This window comes from Bradyrhizobium sp. CIR18 (assembly GCF_014198295.1).
Classification (GTDB): Bacteria; Pseudomonadota; Alphaproteobacteria; order Rhizobiales; family Xanthobacteraceae; genus Bradyrhizobium.
The window spans coordinates 266,217-285,436 of sequence record NZ_JACIHF010000005.1 but is presented as its reverse complement, the minus strand read 5'-3'; the positions used below and the strand labels follow the sequence as shown (position 1 = coordinate 285,436).

Annotated in this window: 19 protein-coding genes and 1 pseudogene; 1 reads left to right on the top strand and 19 read right to left on the bottom strand. The window is 57.8% G+C overall.

The features are described 5' to 3' along the window. Window positions 1–16: 16 nt before the first annotated feature. The 7 genes and pseudogenes from GGD65_RS19410 to GGD65_RS19380 form a co-directional block, all read right to left on the bottom strand. Complete coding sequence (locus tag GGD65_RS19410) at window positions 17–241, bottom strand: 4Fe-4S binding protein (RefSeq protein ID WP_183236284.1); 225 nt, start codon at window positions 239–241, stop codon at window positions 17–19. A 10-nt stretch (window positions 242–251) separates the two neighbouring features. Continuing rightward, window positions 252–1,751 (bottom strand): nitrogenase cofactor biosynthesis protein NifB, encoded by a 1,500-nt coding sequence (gene nifB, locus GGD65_RS19405; RefSeq protein ID WP_409362751.1) that lies wholly within the window; start codon window positions 1,749–1,751, stop codon window positions 252–254. Between the two features lie 399 nt (window positions 1,752–2,150). Further along, window positions 2,151–3,013 (bottom strand): annotated as a pseudogene (locus GGD65_RS19400) (SIR2 family NAD-dependent protein deacylase). After that, window positions 3,010–3,234: a putative nitrogen fixation protein NifT gene (nifT, locus tag GGD65_RS19395; RefSeq protein ID WP_183236282.1), complete on the bottom strand. Its 225-nt coding sequence runs from the start codon at window positions 3,232–3,234 to the stop codon at window positions 3,010–3,012. The pseudogene GGD65_RS19400 and the gene nifT overlap by 4 nt, the downstream one beginning before the upstream one ends. A gap of 5 nt (window positions 3,235–3,239) precedes the next feature. Then, window positions 3,240–4,412, bottom strand: a complete 1,173-nt coding sequence (nifS, locus tag GGD65_RS19390) for a cysteine desulfurase NifS (protein WP_183236281.1) — start codon at window positions 4,410–4,412, stop codon at window positions 3,240–3,242. Then, the gene (locus tag GGD65_RS19385) at window positions 4,409–4,699 is read right to left on the bottom strand and encodes a NifU family protein (protein WP_183236280.1); all 291 of its coding nucleotides are present in this window, start codon (window positions 4,697–4,699) and stop codon (window positions 4,409–4,411) included. The genes nifS and GGD65_RS19385 overlap by 4 nt, the downstream gene beginning before the upstream one ends. Before the next feature lie 39 nt (window positions 4,700–4,738). Beyond that, complete coding sequence (locus GGD65_RS19380; protein ID WP_183236279.1) at window positions 4,739–5,059, bottom strand: iron-sulfur cluster assembly accessory protein; 321 nt, start codon at window positions 5,057–5,059, stop codon at window positions 4,739–4,741. Between the two features lie 272 nt (window positions 5,060–5,331). Here GGD65_RS19380 and GGD65_RS19375 point away from each other — a divergent pair, with 272 nt between their 5' ends. Further along, window positions 5,332–5,922, top strand: a complete 591-nt coding sequence (locus GGD65_RS19375; protein WP_183236278.1) for a hypothetical protein — start codon at window positions 5,332–5,334, stop codon at window positions 5,920–5,922. Window positions 5,923–5,931: 9 nt separating this feature from the next. On the opposite strand, the gene GGD65_RS19370 is transcribed toward GGD65_RS19375, so the two are convergent. The 12 genes from GGD65_RS19370 to sufD form a co-directional block, all read right to left on the bottom strand. Next, entirely contained in the window at window positions 5,932–6,327 is a 396-nt protein-coding gene (locus GGD65_RS19370) for a Rieske 2Fe-2S domain-containing protein (protein WP_183236277.1), read from the bottom strand. Between the two features lie 491 nt (window positions 6,328–6,818). Further along, window positions 6,819–7,442, bottom strand: a complete 624-nt coding sequence (locus GGD65_RS19365; RefSeq protein WP_246783337.1) for a host specificity protein — start codon at window positions 7,440–7,442, stop codon at window positions 6,819–6,821. A 1,082-nt stretch (window positions 7,443–8,524) separates the two neighbouring features. Continuing rightward, entirely contained in the window at window positions 8,525–8,824 is a 300-nt protein-coding gene (gene fdxB, locus GGD65_RS19360; RefSeq protein ID WP_183236276.1) for a ferredoxin III, nif-specific, read from the bottom strand. A 12-nt stretch (window positions 8,825–8,836) separates the two neighbouring features. Next, a complete protein-coding gene (locus GGD65_RS19355) occupies window positions 8,837–9,037 on the bottom strand; it encodes a CCE_0567 family metalloprotein (RefSeq protein WP_183236275.1) in 201 nt (66 codons plus the stop codon). Next, on the bottom strand, window positions 9,034–9,510 hold the full coding sequence (locus GGD65_RS19350; RefSeq protein WP_183236274.1) for a NifX-associated nitrogen fixation protein: 477 nt from the start codon (window positions 9,508–9,510) through the stop codon (window positions 9,034–9,036). Before GGD65_RS19350 ends, GGD65_RS19355 begins: the two co-directional genes overlap by 4 nt. Before the next feature lie 6 nt (window positions 9,511–9,516). Continuing rightward, complete coding sequence (gene nifX, locus GGD65_RS19345) at window positions 9,517–9,912, bottom strand: nitrogen fixation protein NifX (protein ID WP_183236273.1); 396 nt, start codon at window positions 9,910–9,912, stop codon at window positions 9,517–9,519. Further along, window positions 9,909–11,318, bottom strand: coding sequence for a nitrogenase iron-molybdenum cofactor biosynthesis protein NifN (gene nifN / locus GGD65_RS19340; RefSeq protein WP_183236272.1), 1,410 nt, complete (start codon window positions 11,316–11,318; stop codon window positions 9,909–9,911). The genes nifX and nifN overlap by 4 nt, the downstream gene beginning before the upstream one ends. Before the next feature lie 9 nt (window positions 11,319–11,327). Continuing rightward, window positions 11,328–12,974 carry a nitrogenase iron-molybdenum cofactor biosynthesis protein NifE gene (gene nifE, locus GGD65_RS19335; RefSeq protein ID WP_183236271.1) on the bottom strand — a complete coding sequence of 549 codons (1,647 nt, stop codon included), beginning with the start codon at window positions 12,972–12,974 and terminating at the stop codon, window positions 11,328–11,330. 97 nt (window positions 12,975–13,071) lie between these two features. Then, entirely contained in the window at window positions 13,072–14,628 is a 1,557-nt protein-coding gene (nifK, locus tag GGD65_RS19330; RefSeq protein WP_183236270.1) for a nitrogenase molybdenum-iron protein subunit beta, read from the bottom strand. 66 nt (window positions 14,629–14,694) lie between these two features. Then, the gene (gene nifD, locus GGD65_RS19325) at window positions 14,695–16,197 is read right to left on the bottom strand and encodes a nitrogenase molybdenum-iron protein alpha chain (RefSeq protein ID WP_179733809.1); all 1,503 of its coding nucleotides are present in this window, start codon (window positions 16,195–16,197) and stop codon (window positions 14,695–14,697) included. Window positions 16,198–16,644: 447 nt separating this feature from the next. Beyond that, window positions 16,645–17,892, bottom strand: coding sequence for a cysteine desulfurase (locus GGD65_RS19320; RefSeq protein ID WP_183236269.1), 1,248 nt, complete (start codon window positions 17,890–17,892; stop codon window positions 16,645–16,647). After that, window positions 17,889–19,211 (bottom strand): Fe-S cluster assembly protein SufD, encoded by a 1,323-nt coding sequence (gene sufD / locus GGD65_RS19315; RefSeq protein WP_183236268.1) that lies wholly within the window; start codon window positions 19,209–19,211, stop codon window positions 17,889–17,891. The genes GGD65_RS19320 and sufD overlap by 4 nt, the downstream gene beginning before the upstream one ends. Window positions 19,212–19,220: the final 9 nt, after the last annotated feature.

Below are 19,220 nucleotides of genomic sequence, written 5' to 3'. Positions count from 1 at the left end.
TCATGCGCCTCACGCTTTAGGCTGGCGCCTGGTAGCGAGGCAAGGATGTGGCAACCACGCAGGTGTTGTCGACCGGACAGGCGGCGACACATTGCGGCTCGTCGAAATGGCCAACACATTCAGTGCATTTCGCCGCTTCAATGACAAAGCTCGCCCCCTTCTCCGAGATGGCACCGTTCGGACATAACGGTTCGCAGGCTGAGCAGCTCGTACACTGCGAGGCGATGATCTTGAATGGCACATATTCCCCCTTACGCTGCAGAGATCAGAGATCCTTGCCGGATCACAGCGTCGCCGCGCTGCACGTGCTGGATCTGCCCGCGTTTCACCTTGTCCAGATAGGATTTGAACCAGGCGATCGCCGACTTCTCAATGAACTCATGGGCGTATTGATCGACCGGCTCGATCCCCGCCTTGATCAGATTGCTTTTCGGGCAGCCGCCGATCTTGGACACGAAGACCGCATGGCAGTCATGGATGCCACGCATGATGGCAGAAAGGCTGTCCTCCTCGCCATAACCGCCCTGGCAGTAAACGTCCACGCGGCGGTGGCCGACGAATTTGGCGCCGGATGTGGAAAGTTCGTACACCTGGAATTCCTTTGCATGCCCAAAGTGCTCGTTGATCAACCCCGAGCCCTTGGTTGCGACGGCCACTAGAAGAGTGATCGCGCTCGTCTCTCCGGCAAATTCCGCAAGCTCCTTTTGGGCGGCCGCGACTTTGGCGGCACGCTCATCCTCTACCCTGCCCTGATATGCCTTGCGCATCTCTAAGTCATATTGGACGTCCATCCTCATGACCTGATCGGTGGTGAACTCTGCGCTGCGATTCTCCCCGAGTAGACCGACCGCATCGGCGCGGCACTGGCGGCAATGCCGCATCATTTTTATCTCTCCTTCGCAAGCATCTTGCAGCGCCTTCAACTCCTGCGCCGTCGGTCCGCGCTGACCGTTGAGGCCAAATGCTGTGCCGTGCTCGGGCGCGGAGATCAGCGGCATGATATTGTGAAGGAAGGCACCGCGCGACCTCACCGCCTTGTTGACCTCGATCAGGTGGTCGTCGTTGATGTTTGGGATCATCACCGAGTTGACCTTGCATAGGATACCGCGTTCGCTAAGCATCTCGAGGCCTTGCAGCTGGCGGTCGGTGAGTATCCTTGCCGCGTCGATGCCGGTGTAGCGCTTGTGGTTGAAGAAGATCCACGGGTAGATCTTGGCGCCGATTTCGGGATCGACCATATTGATAGTGATGGTGACGTGGTCTATTTTCGACCTGGCGATGGCATCAATATGGTCCGGCAGAGCCAGTCCATTGGTTGACAGGCACAGCTTGATGTCCGGAGCCGCCTTGGCGACCAACTCGAACGTCTTGAACGTCTTTGCTGGATTGGCCAGGGGGTCGCCGGGGCCAGCGATGCCAAGGACCGTCATCTGCGGAATAGTGGTCGCGACCGCGAGCACTTTTCTTACCGCCTGCTCAGGCGTGAGCTTCTCGCTCACCACACCCGGACGCGATTCATTGGCGCAGTCGTATTTTCGGTTGCAGTAATTGCACTGGATGTTGCAGGCAGGCGCGACCGCGACATGCATGCGGGCGTAATGATGATGCGCTTCTTCGCTGTAGCAAGGATGGTTCTTGACCTTTTCCCAGATTTCGATCGGCAGATCGCCTTGACCTGCCTGCGAGCCGCAGCTCGCCTGCCCGGTCTTGGCCGAAGCGCGGCAGCCCTTATGCTCGGCGGCCGGCTTCATCTTGCCGCTATCCACTACAGCTTTGACACATTTTCCGCGTCCGACGACCGCGTTCATTTTCATTTTTCCCTGCAGGCATCATCGGCCCCCCCACGACCATCCGTGAGCGAGCCTCAAGAAGCTGGGTAGCAACTTGCATGCCATGGCGGAGACGATGAAATTGGAGCCATACGTCAACGAGTTGGCCGAAACGATCGGCGCTGGGGCATGTAAGAGCATGCAATGATGCGCTTGTTGACAATGCAACAGCCACGTCGTCATTCTCACGCAGCGCTCCATGGCTTGCGTATTCATTCTGGCGCTGAGTGCCGGAACCCGGCTCCATCTGAACGGGTCTTCTCGCGTTGCGGCTCTCGCAAATATGTCGATAGGAGCTGGGGATTCAGCTTCACAAGGACGCTAATGGGTGATCAGTATCTCAACCGCGGCAGGGAGCCCAATGGCAAGCGGTGTAAGGCCTTGCTCGAGTAAAATGCGGAGCTCGTTGCGAGAGAGCGCGTCCGGATCAACGATCGCATAGTGGGTGTCGGCCGAGCGCTTGATGATCTGCCGGGCATAGCTACGCAACAGCTGGTCGTTGAAGCGACAGCCGATGAAGAGAAAGGTCTGTCCGATTCGCCGTTCCTTGATGATGTCCGGAATCGGCGTCTGAATGTCGATTTCGGTCAACGCCTCGACATAGTCAGAGTCGGAGATAAGGAAGTTGTTGGCCGGCTCCACGCTTCCATGCGGCTTGTACAACACCGTCGCCCAGCTGCCGGCCAAGGCACAGTCGGCCGCTTGGCCAAGTGAATCGTAAAGCGATACCAGCGATTCTCGCCAATGCCGATGCGGGGGATACCCTGCACTTCGCCCCATCCATCGGGCCTACCCAGCGCCGCGCGCATGGCGGCATCATACCACGCGTCGACTATGACGGGCAGCGACAGGGACGCAAGATGATGGTGCAACCGCGTCGGCTCGACTGGCCGAGCGAAGGCCTGCATCATCAATGCCGTCACGGCGGACCGGTGTTTGCTGATCTCGGTATGCTGCGCCGACGCCCACGCATTACCCCAAGCCCGCCGTGGCAGCGCAACTTTGCTAGCGAATAAGCTGGCCAACGCCTCTGGCGTGGTCGGCATACCGGATCTGCACAATTCGGCGAGGCCAGGACCGAGATAGGGAATGATGCTCGCGGCCCTCAGGCCGGCAGCGATGTCCACGAGCATCGCCCTTGCATCGGCGGCATCGACAAAGTCGCTCTGCGGGGGCGCCTTCACGGATCGTCCCCGTTCTCGCTCCGTTTTTTTGCGTTGATTGTGATCGGTAACCGTGTGTCGCTCGCCATCTCCGGCAAATCAAGCACCCAGCCATTAGCTACTTTGATCCAGCCGCCCCATAGCGTCTCGTACTCGGATTCCACTATTGGCTCTTCTAGATCCTTTTTTGGCACGTAGATCGACAGGCCCGCGTCCGGAGACCGGCGGATCATGATTTTCACGAGCTCTACTCCCTGACTGCGACGGGCGAGGTGGCGCGCAGGCGATCCGCGATGTCGGACACTGCGCACACGACCTCGTCGACCTCCGCGAAAGAGGTTTCATGCGACAGAGAAAAGCGCACCGCCCCACGCATCCGCCACGCCGGCACCTGCATGGCACGCAGAACATGGGATGGCTGCATTGAGCCGGCGTTGCAGGCTGATCCGAGCGACACGGCAATGCCCTCCCTATTGAGATGGTGCGCGATGGCTTCGCCTTCGAGATGATCGAAAGCAATATTGGCCGTGTTCGCTAATCGATTGCTGATATCGCCGAGCACGACGCACTCGCCATTGTGCAAAATTCCCTGCTCAAGGCGATCGCGCAACGCGCCAATGCGAACGCGCTCCGATTCGAGCCGCTCCGCCGCAAGCTCGGCGGCCCTTCCCAGGCCGACAATGCCAGGAATATTCTCAGTTCCGCCGCGGCGTCCTCGTTCCTGTGATCCGCCGCAGATCAGCGGCCGGAATTTTGTGCCTGTGCGCAAATATAGCGCGCCGATGCCCTTGGGCCCGTGCAGTTTGTGCCCAGATAGCGACAGCATGTCGATCGCACTGTCCTTTAGGTTCACGCGCACCTTGCCGACGGCCTGGACCGCATCGGTGTGAAACAGCGCGCCCGCCTCACGGGTCAACCCGGCCAGAAGCTCCACGGGAAACATCGTTCCGGTCTCGTTGTTGGCCCACATAACCGAGGCAATCGCTGTACGTGGCCCGAGTGCGCTGCGAAACGCCTCGATGTCGAGCCGGCCGTGGGCATCTACGGGTACGATGCGCGTCTTGATTCCTCTTGCCGCCAATTGCTCGGTTAGCGCAAGAACGGCGGAGTGCTCAACTGAGGTGGTGACGATCTCGTCGCGGCCTTCCTGCATCGCAAGCGCAGAGAGGACCGCGGCATTATTGGCCTCGGTCCCTCCCGAGGTGAAGACAATTTCATGGTCGTATGCGCTCCCTAGCAGAATGCGCAAGCTACGCCGGGCCTGCCTCACAGCGACTGCGACCTCGCTGCCAAAGGCATGCGTGGACGAAGCATTGCCGAATTGCTCCGTGAAGAACGGCAACATGGCTTGCACAACGGATGGATCCGTCCGCGTCGTTGCATTGTTATCGAGGTAAATCGGCACTCGATTTTCGCTCAATCCACTGCCTCGCCTGCAGCAGCGACGGGGATCAGGCGAACCAATTCGCCGAGTTTACCGACCAGCCGCGCCTGAATGCCTTTCAGCGTCACGATCGAAAGCTTACACAACGTGCAGGCACCGGTGAGCCTGACCATGACCCTGCTGCCATCGATCCCCAACAGGTGACGGTCGCTATCGTCGCGTTGCAGATTGGGTCGGATCTCTTCGATTGCGCCGCGAATGCAACGCTCTCGGTCTGTCGCAGTGGACGACGACTGCCTCAGTTGTCCCGGTTTCGCCGGCATGCTCCGATGACCTTCTCAGCAGCTGAACGATTTGTCTCATCAGCTGAACGATTTTCCGCAAGAGCAGTTCGCGGTGGCGTTCGGGTTGTGAAAGGTAAAGCCAGAACTGTCCAGCGCCATTACGAAATCGATGGTCGTGCCCATCAGATGCTCACAGCTCTTATTATCGACGAACACCTTCAGCCCGTCGCATTCGATCACGGTGTCGTCAGGCTTCGGCTCTTCGACCAGACCCATCTTGTATCTGAATCCATTGCAGCCGCCTGCTTCGATCATGACGCGCAGACCGCCAGTCGGGTGCGTCGAGGATGAAACCGCGCTCTTGATTGCATTCACTGCGCTATCCGTCAGGTTGATCACGGCTTTCCCTCATCAGCTTGGATATAGCTGCTAAGGGCAAGCCACGTGCCAGCGCGCAGGCGCTTCATGATGCTCACTTTTTCGGATCGCGCCTGTTTGCTTTGGAACCGGTGTCGCGTTCCCGACAAGGCTCCTTGATGCGATCGCAGCCACTGAGGCATTTTCTTTCTAAGCTACGGCGAAGGCCCCTACTCATGCGACGGCAAGCAATTTGCATCGCATCTGGGACCGGCAAAGGCGTCGGTGAAGAGCTAAGATCGAGGACGAATTTAATGACTGCAATCGAGAACACCGCACTCGGCGGACTTGAGAAGGAGGGCCGCTTGCTCAATGCCGTACTCAAAGGCGGGACTACCAAGCCGGGCCGGTTCGGCTTTCGCGGCGACGTCGCACTAAAATTCCAGACTCAGGTCGCGGACGAGAAACGGCCGCCAGAATATTCGATTGAGCAGGTGTTGACGATCGCGCAGGACGGCGAACGCACTATTCCGGTGCTGGCCGGCTACCTGCATTCCTTCGCCTATCTTGCTGACGTCGCGACCGTGCTTGACGGCGCCTTAAGCCCAACCGGCAGCTACTTCATGTTCTGCAACAACATTGACTTGCTGGCGAAGTACCGAGTGAAGTTAAGCGATATTAGGTTCCACATCCTACCGTGCGATGAATCCACGGTTTGGAAGGAGATGATGGACCTGGTGGGGCTCAACAAGGACGAAATCAAGAAGCTCGATCCGGGCGGCAAGCTTGATTACCTCCTCGATGCCGCAAAGGATCTCGACCTGTCCTATGAGGAGATCTCGTACGACGACGGGCTAAAGAGGATGGAGCCCGTGAAAAACCGCAACGAGAACCGGCCCGTCTGAGCGCGGTCTTCAGGTGTGGGCCGATGCAACTTCTTCGACAAGATGCACACCAACGACGCAGATATCATCATCCAGAACTGCCAACGCGATCGGCGTGAGCGCTCCACCTTGACATGGACCTTCGACGCACCGGCCGGTGCCGAGTTCGAAGGTCGAACCGTGCTTGCCGCACATCAGCCGGATACCGTATGGGTCGAGGAATTCGTTCCGCTCCCAGTCCAAGTTGACGCCGTTGTGCGGGCATTTATTGGCGTAGCCAAGCACCTTTTTGCCCCAGCGCACCACAATGATGGACCATGGCCGGTGATTGCCGTGCTCATCGACGACCATAAGGTGGAATCCCACGGCCTGGCGGCTCGGAATGTCGTTAAAGCTGCAGATCGCGTAGATGGGATTTGGTTTCATTTATCGCCCATTTATTGCAAGACGCTTTTCATTGTCGCTTTGCAATCAACCTGCAAGAACCATACAAGTGTCGGGCTGATAGTGTCTGTGGTCATCCAACGCGCAAGCCAGCCATTGCTGGCTCACCCAATTACCCGACGCATAATTCAGAGCAATCAGTTCGACAATTTGGGCCTTGCTGCCGTTTCCATGAAGGCCGTGCAGGTGCAGCTTTCGGGTCCAAGCCCTCTGCACCATTTGCCGGATAGCTGCCTGCGGTGGCTAGTCGTTGCTGCTCGTTGATGGCTACTCCGTAGGGAGCCCCCGTTACGCCCCCTCGGGATCCGCATCCCACCGCAGCTTCGTAAGCACCTTCGGAGAAAGGTTGAACGGACGTTTCAGCCGGGGGCGACGCAGCGAGCGTGCGCCCCCTTTAAAGCAAGACCGTTGAGCCCGGGATAGAACGGTCAAATGTCCGTCATTTCAGGCCCACTGCTGCTATCGCAGCCAATTTACTCCATGTGCATCCCACTAAGAGCGCGCTCCAAGTAAAATGAAGGGTCATCGTCCGACGAATCCGTTTCGTAGCTTCTCTGAGGACCGACATCACTGCCCCCATCTTTGGAAAGATACTTCGTAGGCTTGCCTACCCGCTGCCACTCGTCGTTCTCGTTCTTCGCCCACACATCGGGGCGCTGGTGAGGATCAAGCACCCAGTGGTTACGACCCACCTGAACAAAACCCATGTCCGCTAGACGAGGTTCCATGCCCGCTAGGGCCGGCCGCGACAAGATCAGCGGATGGTCCCCGTCCTCTCGCAGCTGATGTTCTAGCAAGATATCGCCAGCGTTCTCGACAAGCGGATGAGTCACCCTAAGATCTACGACGGATGTGATATCGTTGCGCCCAAACTGCTGCTGAAAATGGTCTCCTTTAATCCGAGCCGGGCCTCCTGCTCTTAGAAGCCCGACAACTTCGTCGCCCAACCGGTAGCTGTAAAATCGTGCCGGCTTATTTGGATCGTCGTAGGTGTTAACGTAACTTCCAGCAACCGTCGCTGCGCGCTCAGCCTTCTGGGAGACGAAGTCCGAGTACTCTTCTGGGTTCTCGGCGATGTGCCTGATATCACTGCGCAAGAATCTCTCAGCTCCGCGCAAGAAGGAATCTCGGTCGATCTCTCTAATGGGCGCTTTGGAAACGAGAGAGTATGACGCCGCTGGTTCGGATGACGAGCCACCTCGCTCCATTCTTGCAACTGTTTCCGCAAACCGGGGACTATCTCCCGCTTCTGATGAATCGTCAGTTTGGTTACCGGTTGTGAACTGGCTGGATGAGCCAACGCTTCTGCCATACATGAGAGCGCTCTCCTATCGGCAAAGTTGCACGCAATTGAGCTCGTGCCGTGCAAGCTCTGCCGGCTAGGATATAATTCCTAGCTGACCACAACCTGACCAAAGCAACTCGGCGCGCTTCGGCGCGACTACCCGACGCACTCTGCGCGTGAGTTACAGATAGTCGCTGCGACAAGCCGCGATCCTGTGGGTAGAATCGGACGTAAGATCGCCTGCTGCCGATCCGTCAAAAAGACCGACGTCTAATGATAATGACTCGCAGGTTCCTATCAGCAGATGGGTACGCGGCCCGACCAGGTACCCGCCAACGACAGTTAGAGACCTGCGTGCCAAGTGCTTCGTGTCCTGGTTTGCGATGTGCTATCGATGTCCACCTGCTCAATTGCAACCACCGTGTGCTGGGCAGCGAAATGTCCTCCGCAACCGGTCGTGCGCAAAAAGACCAACTAAGGTGTTCCCAGTACATCAGGTTCTAGAATCGACCACTAGGCAGACATCATTATCCACGATCGGCAGCGCGGCGGACAAGTAAGCTTCTCCTGATTGTAAGCAGACATGCACAGCACCCCCTCCAAACAAAATTGGCTACCTGCCTTGAACTGTGCTCTTCGGACTTCATCATGACGGGCACATCGATCTACTTAGCGCCGCGGGAGGCACGGCTCGCCTTTGACGAATAGGCGGACCTTGGAGACGAGTAGTTTGTGAGCAACGGCGATTGCATCGGCATAACCTAGCCGTCGCCCAACCACCACCGGGCAATGCTTGCGCCTTAGCTCGCTCGATCTAGCCATTCAATGTTTGATTGAGATCCTTCTGGCGCGCCGTCCTCACCATGAGGCCGCGACAGGACGAGGTGTGCTCGCTCACGCCGCTTCAGAAACGGCTGAAGTGTGAGTCTGGCAGTTGGCCGGACAAACCCTGGCGCATGCACCGCACCCGATGCAGGCGCCTTGATCATTCAGAACCATAATCTTCTTTTCGATCTCATCGTCCTCGTCGTCGTCGAGCTCGACAAGTTCGCCCTGATCGCTGATTCCTTTCAACGTCATGACATCTCGACCGCACACCTTGAAACAGCGACCACAGCCGATGCACTTCTTGGCATCGATCGAGATCAGGTATTGTGGCGTCCAGTCGCGGCCGTCGCGCGTTGCAAATGACAATGCATGGCTCCTTCAACTATTTTCGAGCGTCTTCAAGTCATGACTCTTGCGCTCGAATTCGGCATAGGCATCGTGCGCCTTCTGCGCCACCACCATGATCGAGGTCCAATTGATCGGTAATTCTTCCGAAAGGTCGTGCAGATCCATCTTGGCCTGTATCGCCTTGGCGGATACTTTCTTTAGTTCGGCCTTCAGTGTTTCACGATCGCTCATGAGTATCCCCAATAGTTAGCCACGTCCGGAAATTTCCGAATAAGGTCGATTCCGTCGCTGACATATTTGTCGCCCTCCTGCGCAAGCTTTACGAAATTATCGAATCCGAAGCGATGCACGTCGCGCAGCTGCTTGTTCACGGCGATCAGCCGGCCTGAGATGAGCACCATGCGGCCGAAGCCTTCATGATGCAGATCCAGAATCGGCTGGATCATCCCGCCGGTCTCCCTCTCGATCGAGAGCGCGACGGCATCGAAGAACAGCTTAAGCCGCCACAGTGTATCGGGAGCGGGATCACCGATAATCGGCAATGCGCGCCTTTTCTGCTTGTCCAGGATATAGGGTCCGAGCAGTTCAAGATCGCTCTTCGCCTCCCAAGCTCCGTTGGTATCCTGAGCACGCCAAATCTTGATCAACTCCTTGAGGAACGGCGCGTCGACTGCGCCGCCCTGTTGCTCTATATTTGCGGTCATATCACCTCATTCGTCGAACTCGAACGTACGCCCTCGGCCCTTTGCCATGGCCTTGCGTAGCCAGGGAGGTGGCGTGCCCTTCAGTACGCGCTCGAGTTTTTCGAGCAAAACCAGAATGCTTTCTGGCTTGTCCACCTTGATAGGATGGATCCTGTTGGCCACCACTCGCGCAGCCCCGGCACCACCAATGGCGGCGACGTAAAGGATTGCGCAATCCTTGATCGCCTCGATCTTCGGCACCAACTTGTCGTCGTTGCCGTCTTCCTTAAGATCGCCCTCAAACTCAATCGCTTTGAGAAATACGTGCCCTCCAGGCGTGACATCGTAGATTGCGATATTCTTTGCCCAACCAAAATGGGCATCGACTCGTCTCAAGTCCTGAGTGGCAAACGCGACTTTCATCCAATCGCCCCCCCAGCCGCGCCGGTGGAGCTGCGATAGCCTGAGCAACCTGGCGGTCCGGACGCAGTCCGCCATCTATCGGGCGTAGGCTGATCGTTTTCCTCGCGGTGCGCGATCACAAGGTTGGCGATTTCGAAGATCAGATTGCGGGTACCACGATAGCCCACGGATAGTTGGTGTCCCGCACCAAGTCGATCGAACATCGGAAAACCCGTACGATAGAACGGCAATTTCAGCCGAGCCGCCGCTTGCCTGCCATGCGAATGCGTGATCAGCAGGTCGCAATGGAGTGTTTTGGCAAGCCCTTCCAGATCCTCGAGATCGCCAATGAGTACCTCCTTGGTCTTGATCCGCTCGATCACCTCCGACTGGGTGGTCGTCACGGCCGCTGTCACCTGCGCGCCCATGTCGTGCAGCATGCCGGACAGATCGAACAGAAGGTCTGGCTCAGCGCCGATAGCAACTTTGCGACCGCCAATATGGAAGTGCGCGTCCAGCATTGCATCGGCGAGCTGACCGCGCTGGCGCCGATATTTCAAGGGTATGGGGCGGCCGCTGATCTCGCTCAAGAACGTCATGAATTCGTCGTTCGGACAGAGACCACACATCCGCTCGAAGACACGAAAAGGCACGCCGGTCTTGCCTTGCATGACCTCTGCCGCACGCTGCATCTGCGCCCCGATTGCAATCGTCCATCCGGCGCGGCCCATGCTCGCGATTTCGTCGACGCCGATGCCGCCGATGGTCGTGGGCGTAAACTCATCGGGGATATGCCCATCGAGCGATCCCGCCAGGTCAGGGAGGAAGGACGGGCACAAGCCGAAATCCTCCACTATGACACGGATTTCATCAAGGTCGCCGGGCGTGAGGTGACATCCCGGCAGAACATTCACTTTCGACGGGTCCCGCAGGCCATTGGCGCTGGGCCCTTCCACCAGCACCTCCACAATGCGCGCCACAGCCTTCTCCCAGCCGTCCTGGAAGGCGCCCTTGAAATCAGGCGTCGAGACATACACCAGTGGCAACTTTGCGAGTTGCGGATGCTTGCTCCGGATTAGCTTGAGGTAGGCATCCACATCGTCACCGTTGGTCTCGGTGACACCAGTTGAGCAGATCCCGATGATCTTTGGCTTGGTCCGGTTGGAGATGTTCAGTATCGCCTGCTCGAGATTCTCATAACCGCCAAGTACGGTCGCGACCTCGCTCATCGCGGTGGTCTGCAGCGGAACTGCCTCTTTGAAATGCCGGACGAAAAGCGTGAGCCCGAAGGACGTGCATCCCTGGGAGCCGTGCAGAAGCGGCATCGCCCCACGCAGCCCCATGAAGGCGAATGCGCCGCCGATCGGCTGACTCATCTTCAGCGGGTTGACAGCGCAGGCTTTCGTCGGCGCCGTGACGATGGCCATGACGCCTCCCTACTCTGCGGCCTGTCGCATGGCAGACGGCTCGGACACCAAGATACCTTCGATGCGACTCTGGCAGCAGCCACCGACCGCATTGGTATGCTCTCTCACCGCTGCGACGCTCCTCAGGCCGTGCGCGTATATTGCATCCTCAATCGTGCCCAGATCGACCGTGTTACACACGCAGATCTTCCTCGCGCGGCGCGCGGTTTCGGCAAGCGCCGGATCGCAGGCGATCGCCGCCACCGGCGATTGCATCTGCTCCAGCGCCTTGGCCAATGCCTGCCAGGGTGCCGGTCGACGTAGCTGCTCCCACATCGGACTGGAGAGCGACTTATCGATTTCCTCCACCAGCTTGACCATTCCGACATAGCCCATATAGGCGTGGCAACGCTCCTGGTTGATATCGAGCCAGGGCATCGCCGCTTTCAGCGCGACGAACTGCGACTTGCCGCCCGATAGCATGATGTCCGCTTTTGCGTCCTTCAACATCTTATACATTTCGCGCGGCGTCATGTCCTCAATCATGTGGGCATCCTGCCCCATCAGCTCCTTGATGCGCTCCTTGTCTTTCCTGGTTGATTTCTTGATGCTGGTTCCGACTAACTCAAGCCCGGCTTCCTGGAGTGCCGCAACGACCGACCATGACTTGACGCCGCCGGTAATCAACAAGGCCTTCTTGCCTTCAAATCGGGGCTTGTACGGCTTGATAGCAGCCCAGGCCCACGCTTCCTCGCGCGCGATCACCGCTTCGGTGCGTCCGAGCAGATCTGTCGGCGCGCCGCGTTCAACCAATAAGCGGGCAAGCTGACGCAGTGATTCGCTCGAATCTTGAATACCGTAGAACGACCCCTCGAAGAACGGGATCCCGTAGCGCTGCTCCATCTTGCGTGCGACGTTCATCATGGACTTTGAGCACACCAACATCGCCGCCCGCGCGCGATGAGATGAAGCCACTTCGCAATACTTGCCATCGCCGGAGATACAGGAAAGAATCCGTACTCCAAGCTCGTCCAGCAATGGCTTCACTTGCCAGAGCTCTCCCGAAAGGTTGTATTCGCCGATCAGGTTGATATCGTACGGGGTGGTGTGGTCCGGCTCTTGCGTCCCGATCACATAATCGAGCAACGCCTCGCCGGCGAGCTTGTTACCGAGGTTCTTCGAGCCGACGAAGCCCGGGGAATTGATCGGGATCACCGGCTTTGCGAACCTTTGAGATGCTGCCTTACAGACTGCGTGGATGTCGTCGCCGATCATCGCCGGGATGCAGGTTTGATAGACGAAGATGGCGGGCGGGTCGCACTTGTCGATGATCTCCTTGATCGCTTTGCAGAGCCGCTTCTCGCCTCCGAATACAATATCGGTTTCGCTCAAATCGGTTGTGAACGCGGTGCGCCACAGATTCGAGCCTGACGACGCCGCGCCGCGATTGTCCCAGGAATTACCTTCGCACGCGATCGGACCATGCACCAAGTGAGCGACATCGGTGAACGGCTGCAGCGCAACCTTCGCGCCATCGAAAGCACAGCCCCCGGCAGCGCTACCCGGCTGCAGTTGTTTTGTGCAGCCCCTCTTGCGTTCAGCCTCCGGCTTACTGCCGTTCTTGGCGCAGCCCGGCTCGTCGAAAACATTCTGGACCGTGGCCGCTAGTGAACTCATCCCTTTTTCCTCTCAGCGTAAATTAATTGCATGGTCAACCGTCGTGTGCTTGTGCCATCCTCGGGTGTTCGGGCGATGGCACGCGCACGGTCGCTCATCAACGAATGATGTCGAAGCTGTAATCAGTTTTGCCAAGAACGTTTGTCTTCTTGTCGATCTCATCGAAGATCTTGTCCAGGATCTTCACCAGCACATTCAGGCCACCCTGATAGCCCCATAGAGGGGAGCGGTGATGGTGATGCCGATCAAAAACCGGAAAGCCGATGCGGATCAGTGGCGTTCCTGTATCGCGCTCCAGATACTTGCCATAGGTGTTGCCAATCAGAAAATCGACTGGCTCGGTGAACAGGAGTGAGCGCATGTGCCAGAGGTCTCGGCCGGGATAGGCTTGGCACCCTTGCCCAAATGGCGAGCTTGCAAGCAGCATCTGCATTTTTTCGTGCCAGGCCTTGTTGCCGTTGGTGGACAGCACATGTGTCGGTTCGGCGCCGAGTTCGAGCAGAAACGCAGCCAACCCATAGCAAAGATCCGGATCGCCATAGATCGCGAACTTCTTGCCATGGATATGCGCACTGGAGTCAGCGATGGCGTCGACTAGGCGGCCACGTTCTCGCGCGAGTTGCTCGGGAATCTCCTTGCCGCTGACGCGTGACAGCGCCACGATAAAGTCATCCGTTGCGGATAAGCCCACCGGGTAGTTGAAGGAGACGACCTCCTGCCCATGCCCAGCCACGAATGGCAGCGTTTTTTCGGTGCACCACTGCTGCATGGAGATTGTCGCCTTGGCGTGAACCGCGTTGGCCGCATCTTCCAGCGTCGTGCCGCCGTCATACATCCGGAATTCGCCGTCGGTCGGAGTATCGAAGACTTCAGAATTATCCGCGAGAATCGTGTGCTGGATGCCCATCAACGCCAAGATGCGCTTGATCTCGCGAAGGTTTCCGACGGTATAGCCATCGAACCCACCGATGATGTTGATCGCCCCGTTCTGCTTGCGCTTCAGCTTCGGCGCTGTTCCGGCTTTACCGTCCCAAAAATGCTCCAGAATGCCCTTGAGCGCATTGTCATAACCGGTGACGTGGCTGCCGACGAACGCCGGGGTATGGGCGAATGGCACATCGAAGTTCGCCGGAACCGAGCCTTTTTCTTTCGACGTCTTGATGAAGGCGTTGAGGTCATCGCCGATCACCTCGGCCATGCAGGTCGTAGAGACCGCAATCATCTTGGGCTTGTACATGTTATAGCTGTTCGCGAGCCCGTCGATCATGTTGTTCAGCCCGCCGAATACGGCAGCGTCTTCCGTCATCGACGAAGAGACGCAGGAAGAAGGTTCCTTGAAGTGCCGCGACAGATGGCTGCGGTAATAAGCCACGCAGCCTTGCGAGCCGTGGACGAAGGGCAGCGTACCCTCAAAGCCAACAGAGGCGAACACGGCGCCAAGCGGCTGGCAGGCCTTCGCCGGATTTACCGCTAGCGCCTCCCGCGCAAAGTTCTTTTCCCGATATTCGGCCGTTTTCGTCCATTCCTTGATACGTTCGACCTCGGCGGGATCGCGAGGATTCTCGAATATCTTCTTCTTGGCCAGCATCTGCTGGTATTCTGGACCGCGGAAAAGTTCGAGATGATCGAGCACGTGTTCGGCACTCTGCGCCATTGTTGAAATCCTTCACTATCGAGATTGGTATCGCCCCGGCTTTCCCAGAGAGCGAGATGAGTTGCTTTATTCTGCAGCCAGAAGTTTGGCCCTTGAAGCTTCCTTCCAGGGGGCCTTCGTTTTCTTCCAGATCGGCGAGTTGACGGCCATGTCCATGTCGCGCGCAAAGATCGCAAAGCCGTCATAGCCGTGATATGGACCCGAATAGTCCCAGGAGTGCATCTGCCGGAACGGCACACCCATCTTTTGGAAAACGTATTTTTCCTTGATTCCCGAGCCGACAAGGTCAGGCTGGAGCTGCTCGACGAAGCGCTCGAACTCATAGCCATTGACGTCATCGTAGATGAGCGTGCTGTCCTTTACGTAGTGCTGAGCTGTGCGCTGATAGTCGTCGTTGTGACCGAACTCGTATCCAGTGCCAATGACTTCCATCCCGAGGTCCTCGTATGCGCCAATCACATGACGCGGACGGAGCCCGCCGACGTACAGCATCACCGTCTTGCCCTCCAGGCGCGGGCGATATTTCGCGATCACGGCGTTCACCAGCGGTTGGTACTTTTCAATCACCCGCTCGGCGCCTTCCTTGATCTTGTCGTCGAAATAGCCCGCAATCTTGCGCAGCGACTCTGCGATCTTTGAAGGTCCGAAGAAGTTGTACTCGCACCAGGGGATACCGAACTTCTCTTCCATGTGGCGTGAGATGTAGTTCATGGAACGGTAGCAATGCAGAATGTTGAGCTTTGCTTTCGGCGTTGCCTCGAGTTCAGCCAGGGAACCGTCGCCGGACCACTGCGCGATCACCCGCAGGCCCATCTCCTCCAGTAGAATTCGTGATGACCAGGCGTCGCCGCCGATATTGTAGTCTCCGATGATCGCCACATCGTACGGCGTCGGCTCAAACTTTGGTTTACCATCGGGCTCGAGCTGATCGAAAATCCAATCGCGCACCGCGTCGTTGGCAATGTGATGGCCTAGTGACTGCGACACGCCCCGAAACCCCTCACAACGGACCGGCACGATGGTCTTGCCGCCATATTCCTTGGATTTCGCTCTCGACACGGCCTCGATGTCGTCGCCGATCAATCCGATCGGGCATTCCGATTGGATCGTGATGCCGTTGTTGAGCGGAAACAGCTCTTGGATTTCGTCAAGAATTTTGACCAGCTTTTTGTCGCCACCGAATACGATATCCTTTTCCTGGAAGTCGGAAGTGAACTGCAGGGTCACGAAGCTATCGATGCCCGTCGTGCCAACGTAATAATTGCGTCGCGAGCCCCACGAATACTGACCGCAGCCTACCGGGCCATGGCTGATATGGACCATGTCCTTGATCGGTCCCCAGACCACCCCCTTTGACCCTGCATAAGCGCAGCCTCTGATCGTCATCACGCCAGGTATGGATTTGATGTTGGACTTCACCCCGCAATCTGACTTGCCGGCTTGGTGAACGTTGAGGTGCTTGGCACGCCGTTTCGCGGTTTTCTCCGGATAGACCTTCAGCACCTCCTCGATCAGCTCTTTGTTGCGAGCCCTGATTTCTGCGATGCTCTGGGTCGTGGCGAGACTCATCTGATGTCCTTCAAAGGTTAGCTGTTGCGAGGGCGGCGTCTTGAGCAAGACTTTTGCAACCGGCATGCCAGCGCCTGGCGAGCACAAAAAAACACAGCAATCAAAATCGCTTAGCGCGCCTGGTGCGGTGACAGGAGGTGTTGTTGCGAACCCGACATCAGGCTTTGAGCAGAGAACGCTTGGTTTGGCCCTGTTCGAAATGGAACAAGGGCTGGCTACCTGTAAAATCCACCGCCCAGTTCTCGAGGGCGTCCGATCGCAGTACTCTGCGCTCGCCGAAGGCGGCCGTACAGGAAGGCCGGCTCGCCGACACAGGCTTGCCAATGCTATTTATGCTTGCTGGATCTACAGGTGCTTACCTGCTGTGATGTCGATGAGGTGCATGACCTCATCCTCCAGACCTCAATTCGAGCTATCTCGCCACCTGGACGTCGTAGGCCCGCCGAATTACGAGAACAGCTGCCGCGCCTTGATAAGCGCCCGCACGAGCACATCAATTTCTTCATGCGTATTGTAAAGTCCAAGGGACGCACGGCACGTCGTCAGCATGCCAAATCGCTTGAGCAGCGGCATCGCACAGTGGGCCCCCGCCCGCATCGCTACACCGGCGCGGTCGAGGACGGTGGCAATATCATGCGCATGTGCACCCTCCATATCAAAGGAAATGATCGGACCCTTCTCGGCCGGGGTCCCGATCAAGCGCACGAAGTTGATGTCTGCCAGCTTCTCCTGCGCGTAAGCGAGCAGTACGCTCTCGTGCCTGCGGATCTGCACCTTGCCTATCGAATTGATGTAATCGATAGCCGCCCCTAAACCGATGGCTTCGACGATCGGCGGCGTACCCGCTTCGAACCGATGTGGCGGATCACCATAAATGACGCCGGAACGCGAGACCTCGCGGATCATCTCCCCGCCGCCATTGAAGGGCGGCATCGATCCCAGATGCTCAGACTTGCCGTAAAGCACACCGATGCCAGTCGGACCATAGAGTTTGTGGCCCGTCATGACGTAGAAATCGCAATCAATATCGCAGACGTCCGCGCTCAGATGGACGCAAGCTTGCGAGCCGTCGACCAGCACCGGGATACCACGAGCATGCGCGATCCTCACCACGTCTTTCGCCGGCAACACCGTGCCGAGCACGTTCGACATTTGTGTAATTGCAACCATCTTGGTGCGCGGGGTCAGCAGTCGCTCAAAATCATCGAGTAAGAAGTTTCCGTCATCATCCACTGGCGCCCATTTGATCACTGCACCGAATCGTTCCCTGAGAAGGTGCCATGGCACAATGTTGGAGTGGTGTTCCATAATCGAGAGAACGATCTCATCACCCGGGGTAATGCGTTCCCGGCCAAAAGTCTGGGCGACCAGATTGATTGCCTCCGTGGCGCTCCGAGTGAAGATGATCTCTTCGTTTAAACGCGCGTTCACGAACCGCGCCACTTTGGTACGGGCGCCTTCATACGCCTCGGTCGCCGCGTTAGCGAGGTAGTGCAAGCCGCGATGAACGTTGGCGTATTCGCTTGAGTACACCTGCATCATACGGTCAAGCACCGCGTTGGGCTTTTGCGCGGATGCAGCGTTATCGAGGTAAACAAGCGGCTTGCCGTACACCGTCATGGCGAGCGCAGGAAAGTCCGTACGCAGACGGTTGACCTCGTAACTACCGTTGCTCACGGCGGGATGTGCGCTCATCGCCCCGCCTGCAGCCAGTGTTCAGCTTGCCCTGTCACAAAATCGCGCAGTTTCTCGGAAGTGATCTCCTCAATCGATTCGCCAAAAAACGCTTTAATCAGCAACATCTGCGCGTCCTTCTCGGATAGCCCCCGAGCGCGCAGATAGAATACCAGAGTGTCGTCCAGCGCGCCCGATGTCGCTCCGTGGCCGCAGGTCACGTCGTCAGCCAAGATTTCAAGTTCGGGCTTATTGTCGGCCTCGGCCTGGTCGGATAGAAGCAACGCTCGCGTCGTCAGGGTGGCGTTCGTCTTCCGGGCGGCGCGACGAACGACGATCCGGCCCTGAAACACCGAGCGGCCGCAATCGTCGACGACCGCGCGGAACTTCTTCCGACTGGTGCAATGTGGCACGGCGTGGTCGACCACGATCCTTGTGTCGGCGTGCAGCTTGTCCCTGATGAGATTAACCCCATTCGCCGAGACCTTGGTTCCTTCGCCGGCCAGCGTGATGAATCCCTGATAGCGGCTGATGGAGCCGCTGCAGGTCATGCTGAAGAGGTCGAGCTTAGCCCTGGCGCCCACTGCGATGATCGCCGACGAGATGTTTACGGCGTCAGAGGCGTCGGCTGCCACGCGGATATGCGAAAGGCTCGCCTCCTCACCAACCAGGATGATTATCGCATCATTGGCTTGATAGCCGCTCGCGCCTTCAGCCGGGACGAAACTTTCCACGATGGCCGCATGCGCTCCTTTACCAAGCTGTAGATACGAGCGTGTAAAGGTGGACACCGACACTCCGGTTGCGACGTGAACGATTTGAATTGGACGCTTCACCGCCTTGCCGTCGGCGACCGTAATCACCAGGCCATCTGTCGCCATTGCGGCGTTGAGTGAGATAGCGGAGTCGCTCGTCGTGGACAGCACCAGACCTGCCATGTCGCCAGGCGTCGAATTCTCCAGAACCTCTCGCAGCGACCGCACAACAACTTCATTCTCCAACCTGCCGAGATCGGATAGCTCCGGCGCGAATATGCCATCCACCAAGACCAGCTTGACCGCCTGATCGGCAGACACTTGCTCGGCCGACACCTTTGCGCGCACCAGCGCCTCGGCATCCGGTCGCGGAGCGAGTGGCAACACCTCGCCGATTAGGGCGCGCAGATCTGTGTATTTCCAGTCCTCCATGCCGCGATGCGGAAGGCCGGTACGCTCGTAGACCTCGAATGCGATCGCCCGGATTTGGGGGACAAGGCCTGCACCAGGCAGCCGTCCACGGGCCGCAGCGAAAACATTGCCAATTGCTCGTTCGGCGTCGGCTTTGGGCAAAACCTGCTTCATCGGGGAATC

What these genes read in the sequence shown, in the direction of transcription:
- nifX (WP_183236273.1), bottom strand. Translation starts at nt 9,912, where the DNA reads ATGAAAGTCGCGTTTGCCACTCAGGACTTGAGACGAGTCGATGCCCAT.
- GGD65_RS19375 (WP_183236278.1), top strand. Translation starts at nt 5,332, where the DNA reads ATGACTGCAATCGAGAACACCGCACTCGGCGGACTTGAGAAGGAGGGC.
- nifN (WP_183236272.1), bottom strand. Translation starts at nt 11,318, where the DNA reads ATGGCCATCGTCACGGCGCCGACGAAAGCCTGCGCTGTCAACCCGCTG.
- GGD65_RS19350 (WP_183236274.1), bottom strand. Translation starts at nt 9,510, where the DNA reads ATGACCGCAAATATAGAGCAACAGGGCGGCGCAGTCGACGCGCCGTTC.
- nifD (WP_179733809.1), bottom strand. Translation starts at nt 16,197, where the DNA reads ATGAGTCTCGCCACGACCCAGAGCATCGCAGAAATCAGGGCTCGCAAC.
- GGD65_RS19370 (WP_183236277.1), bottom strand. Translation starts at nt 6,327, where the DNA reads ATGAAACCAAATCCCATCTACGCGATCTGCAGCTTTAACGACATTCCG.
- nifK (WP_183236270.1), bottom strand. Translation starts at nt 14,628, where the DNA reads ATGGCGCAGAGTGCCGAACACGTGCTCGATCATCTCGAACTTTTCCGC.
- GGD65_RS19320 (WP_183236269.1), bottom strand. Translation starts at nt 17,892, where the DNA reads ATGAGCGCACATCCCGCCGTGAGCAACGGTAGTTACGAGGTCAACCGT.
- nifE (WP_183236271.1), bottom strand. Translation starts at nt 12,974, where the DNA reads ATGAGTTCACTAGCGGCCACGGTCCAGAATGTTTTCGACGAGCCGGGC.
- GGD65_RS19355 (WP_183236275.1), bottom strand. Translation starts at nt 9,037, where the DNA reads ATGAGCGATCGTGAAACACTGAAGGCCGAACTAAAGAAAGTATCCGCC.
- GGD65_RS19385 (WP_183236280.1), bottom strand. Translation starts at nt 4,699, where the DNA reads ATGCCGGCGAAACCGGGACAACTGAGGCAGTCGTCGTCCACTGCGACA.
- nifB (WP_409362751.1), bottom strand. Translation starts at nt 1,751, where the DNA reads ATGAAGCCGGCCGCCGAGCATAAGGGCTGCCGCGCTTCGGCCAAGACC.
- sufD (WP_183236268.1), bottom strand. Translation starts at nt 19,211, where the DNA reads ATGAAGCAGGTTTTGCCCAAAGCCGACGCCGAACGAGCAATTGGCAAT.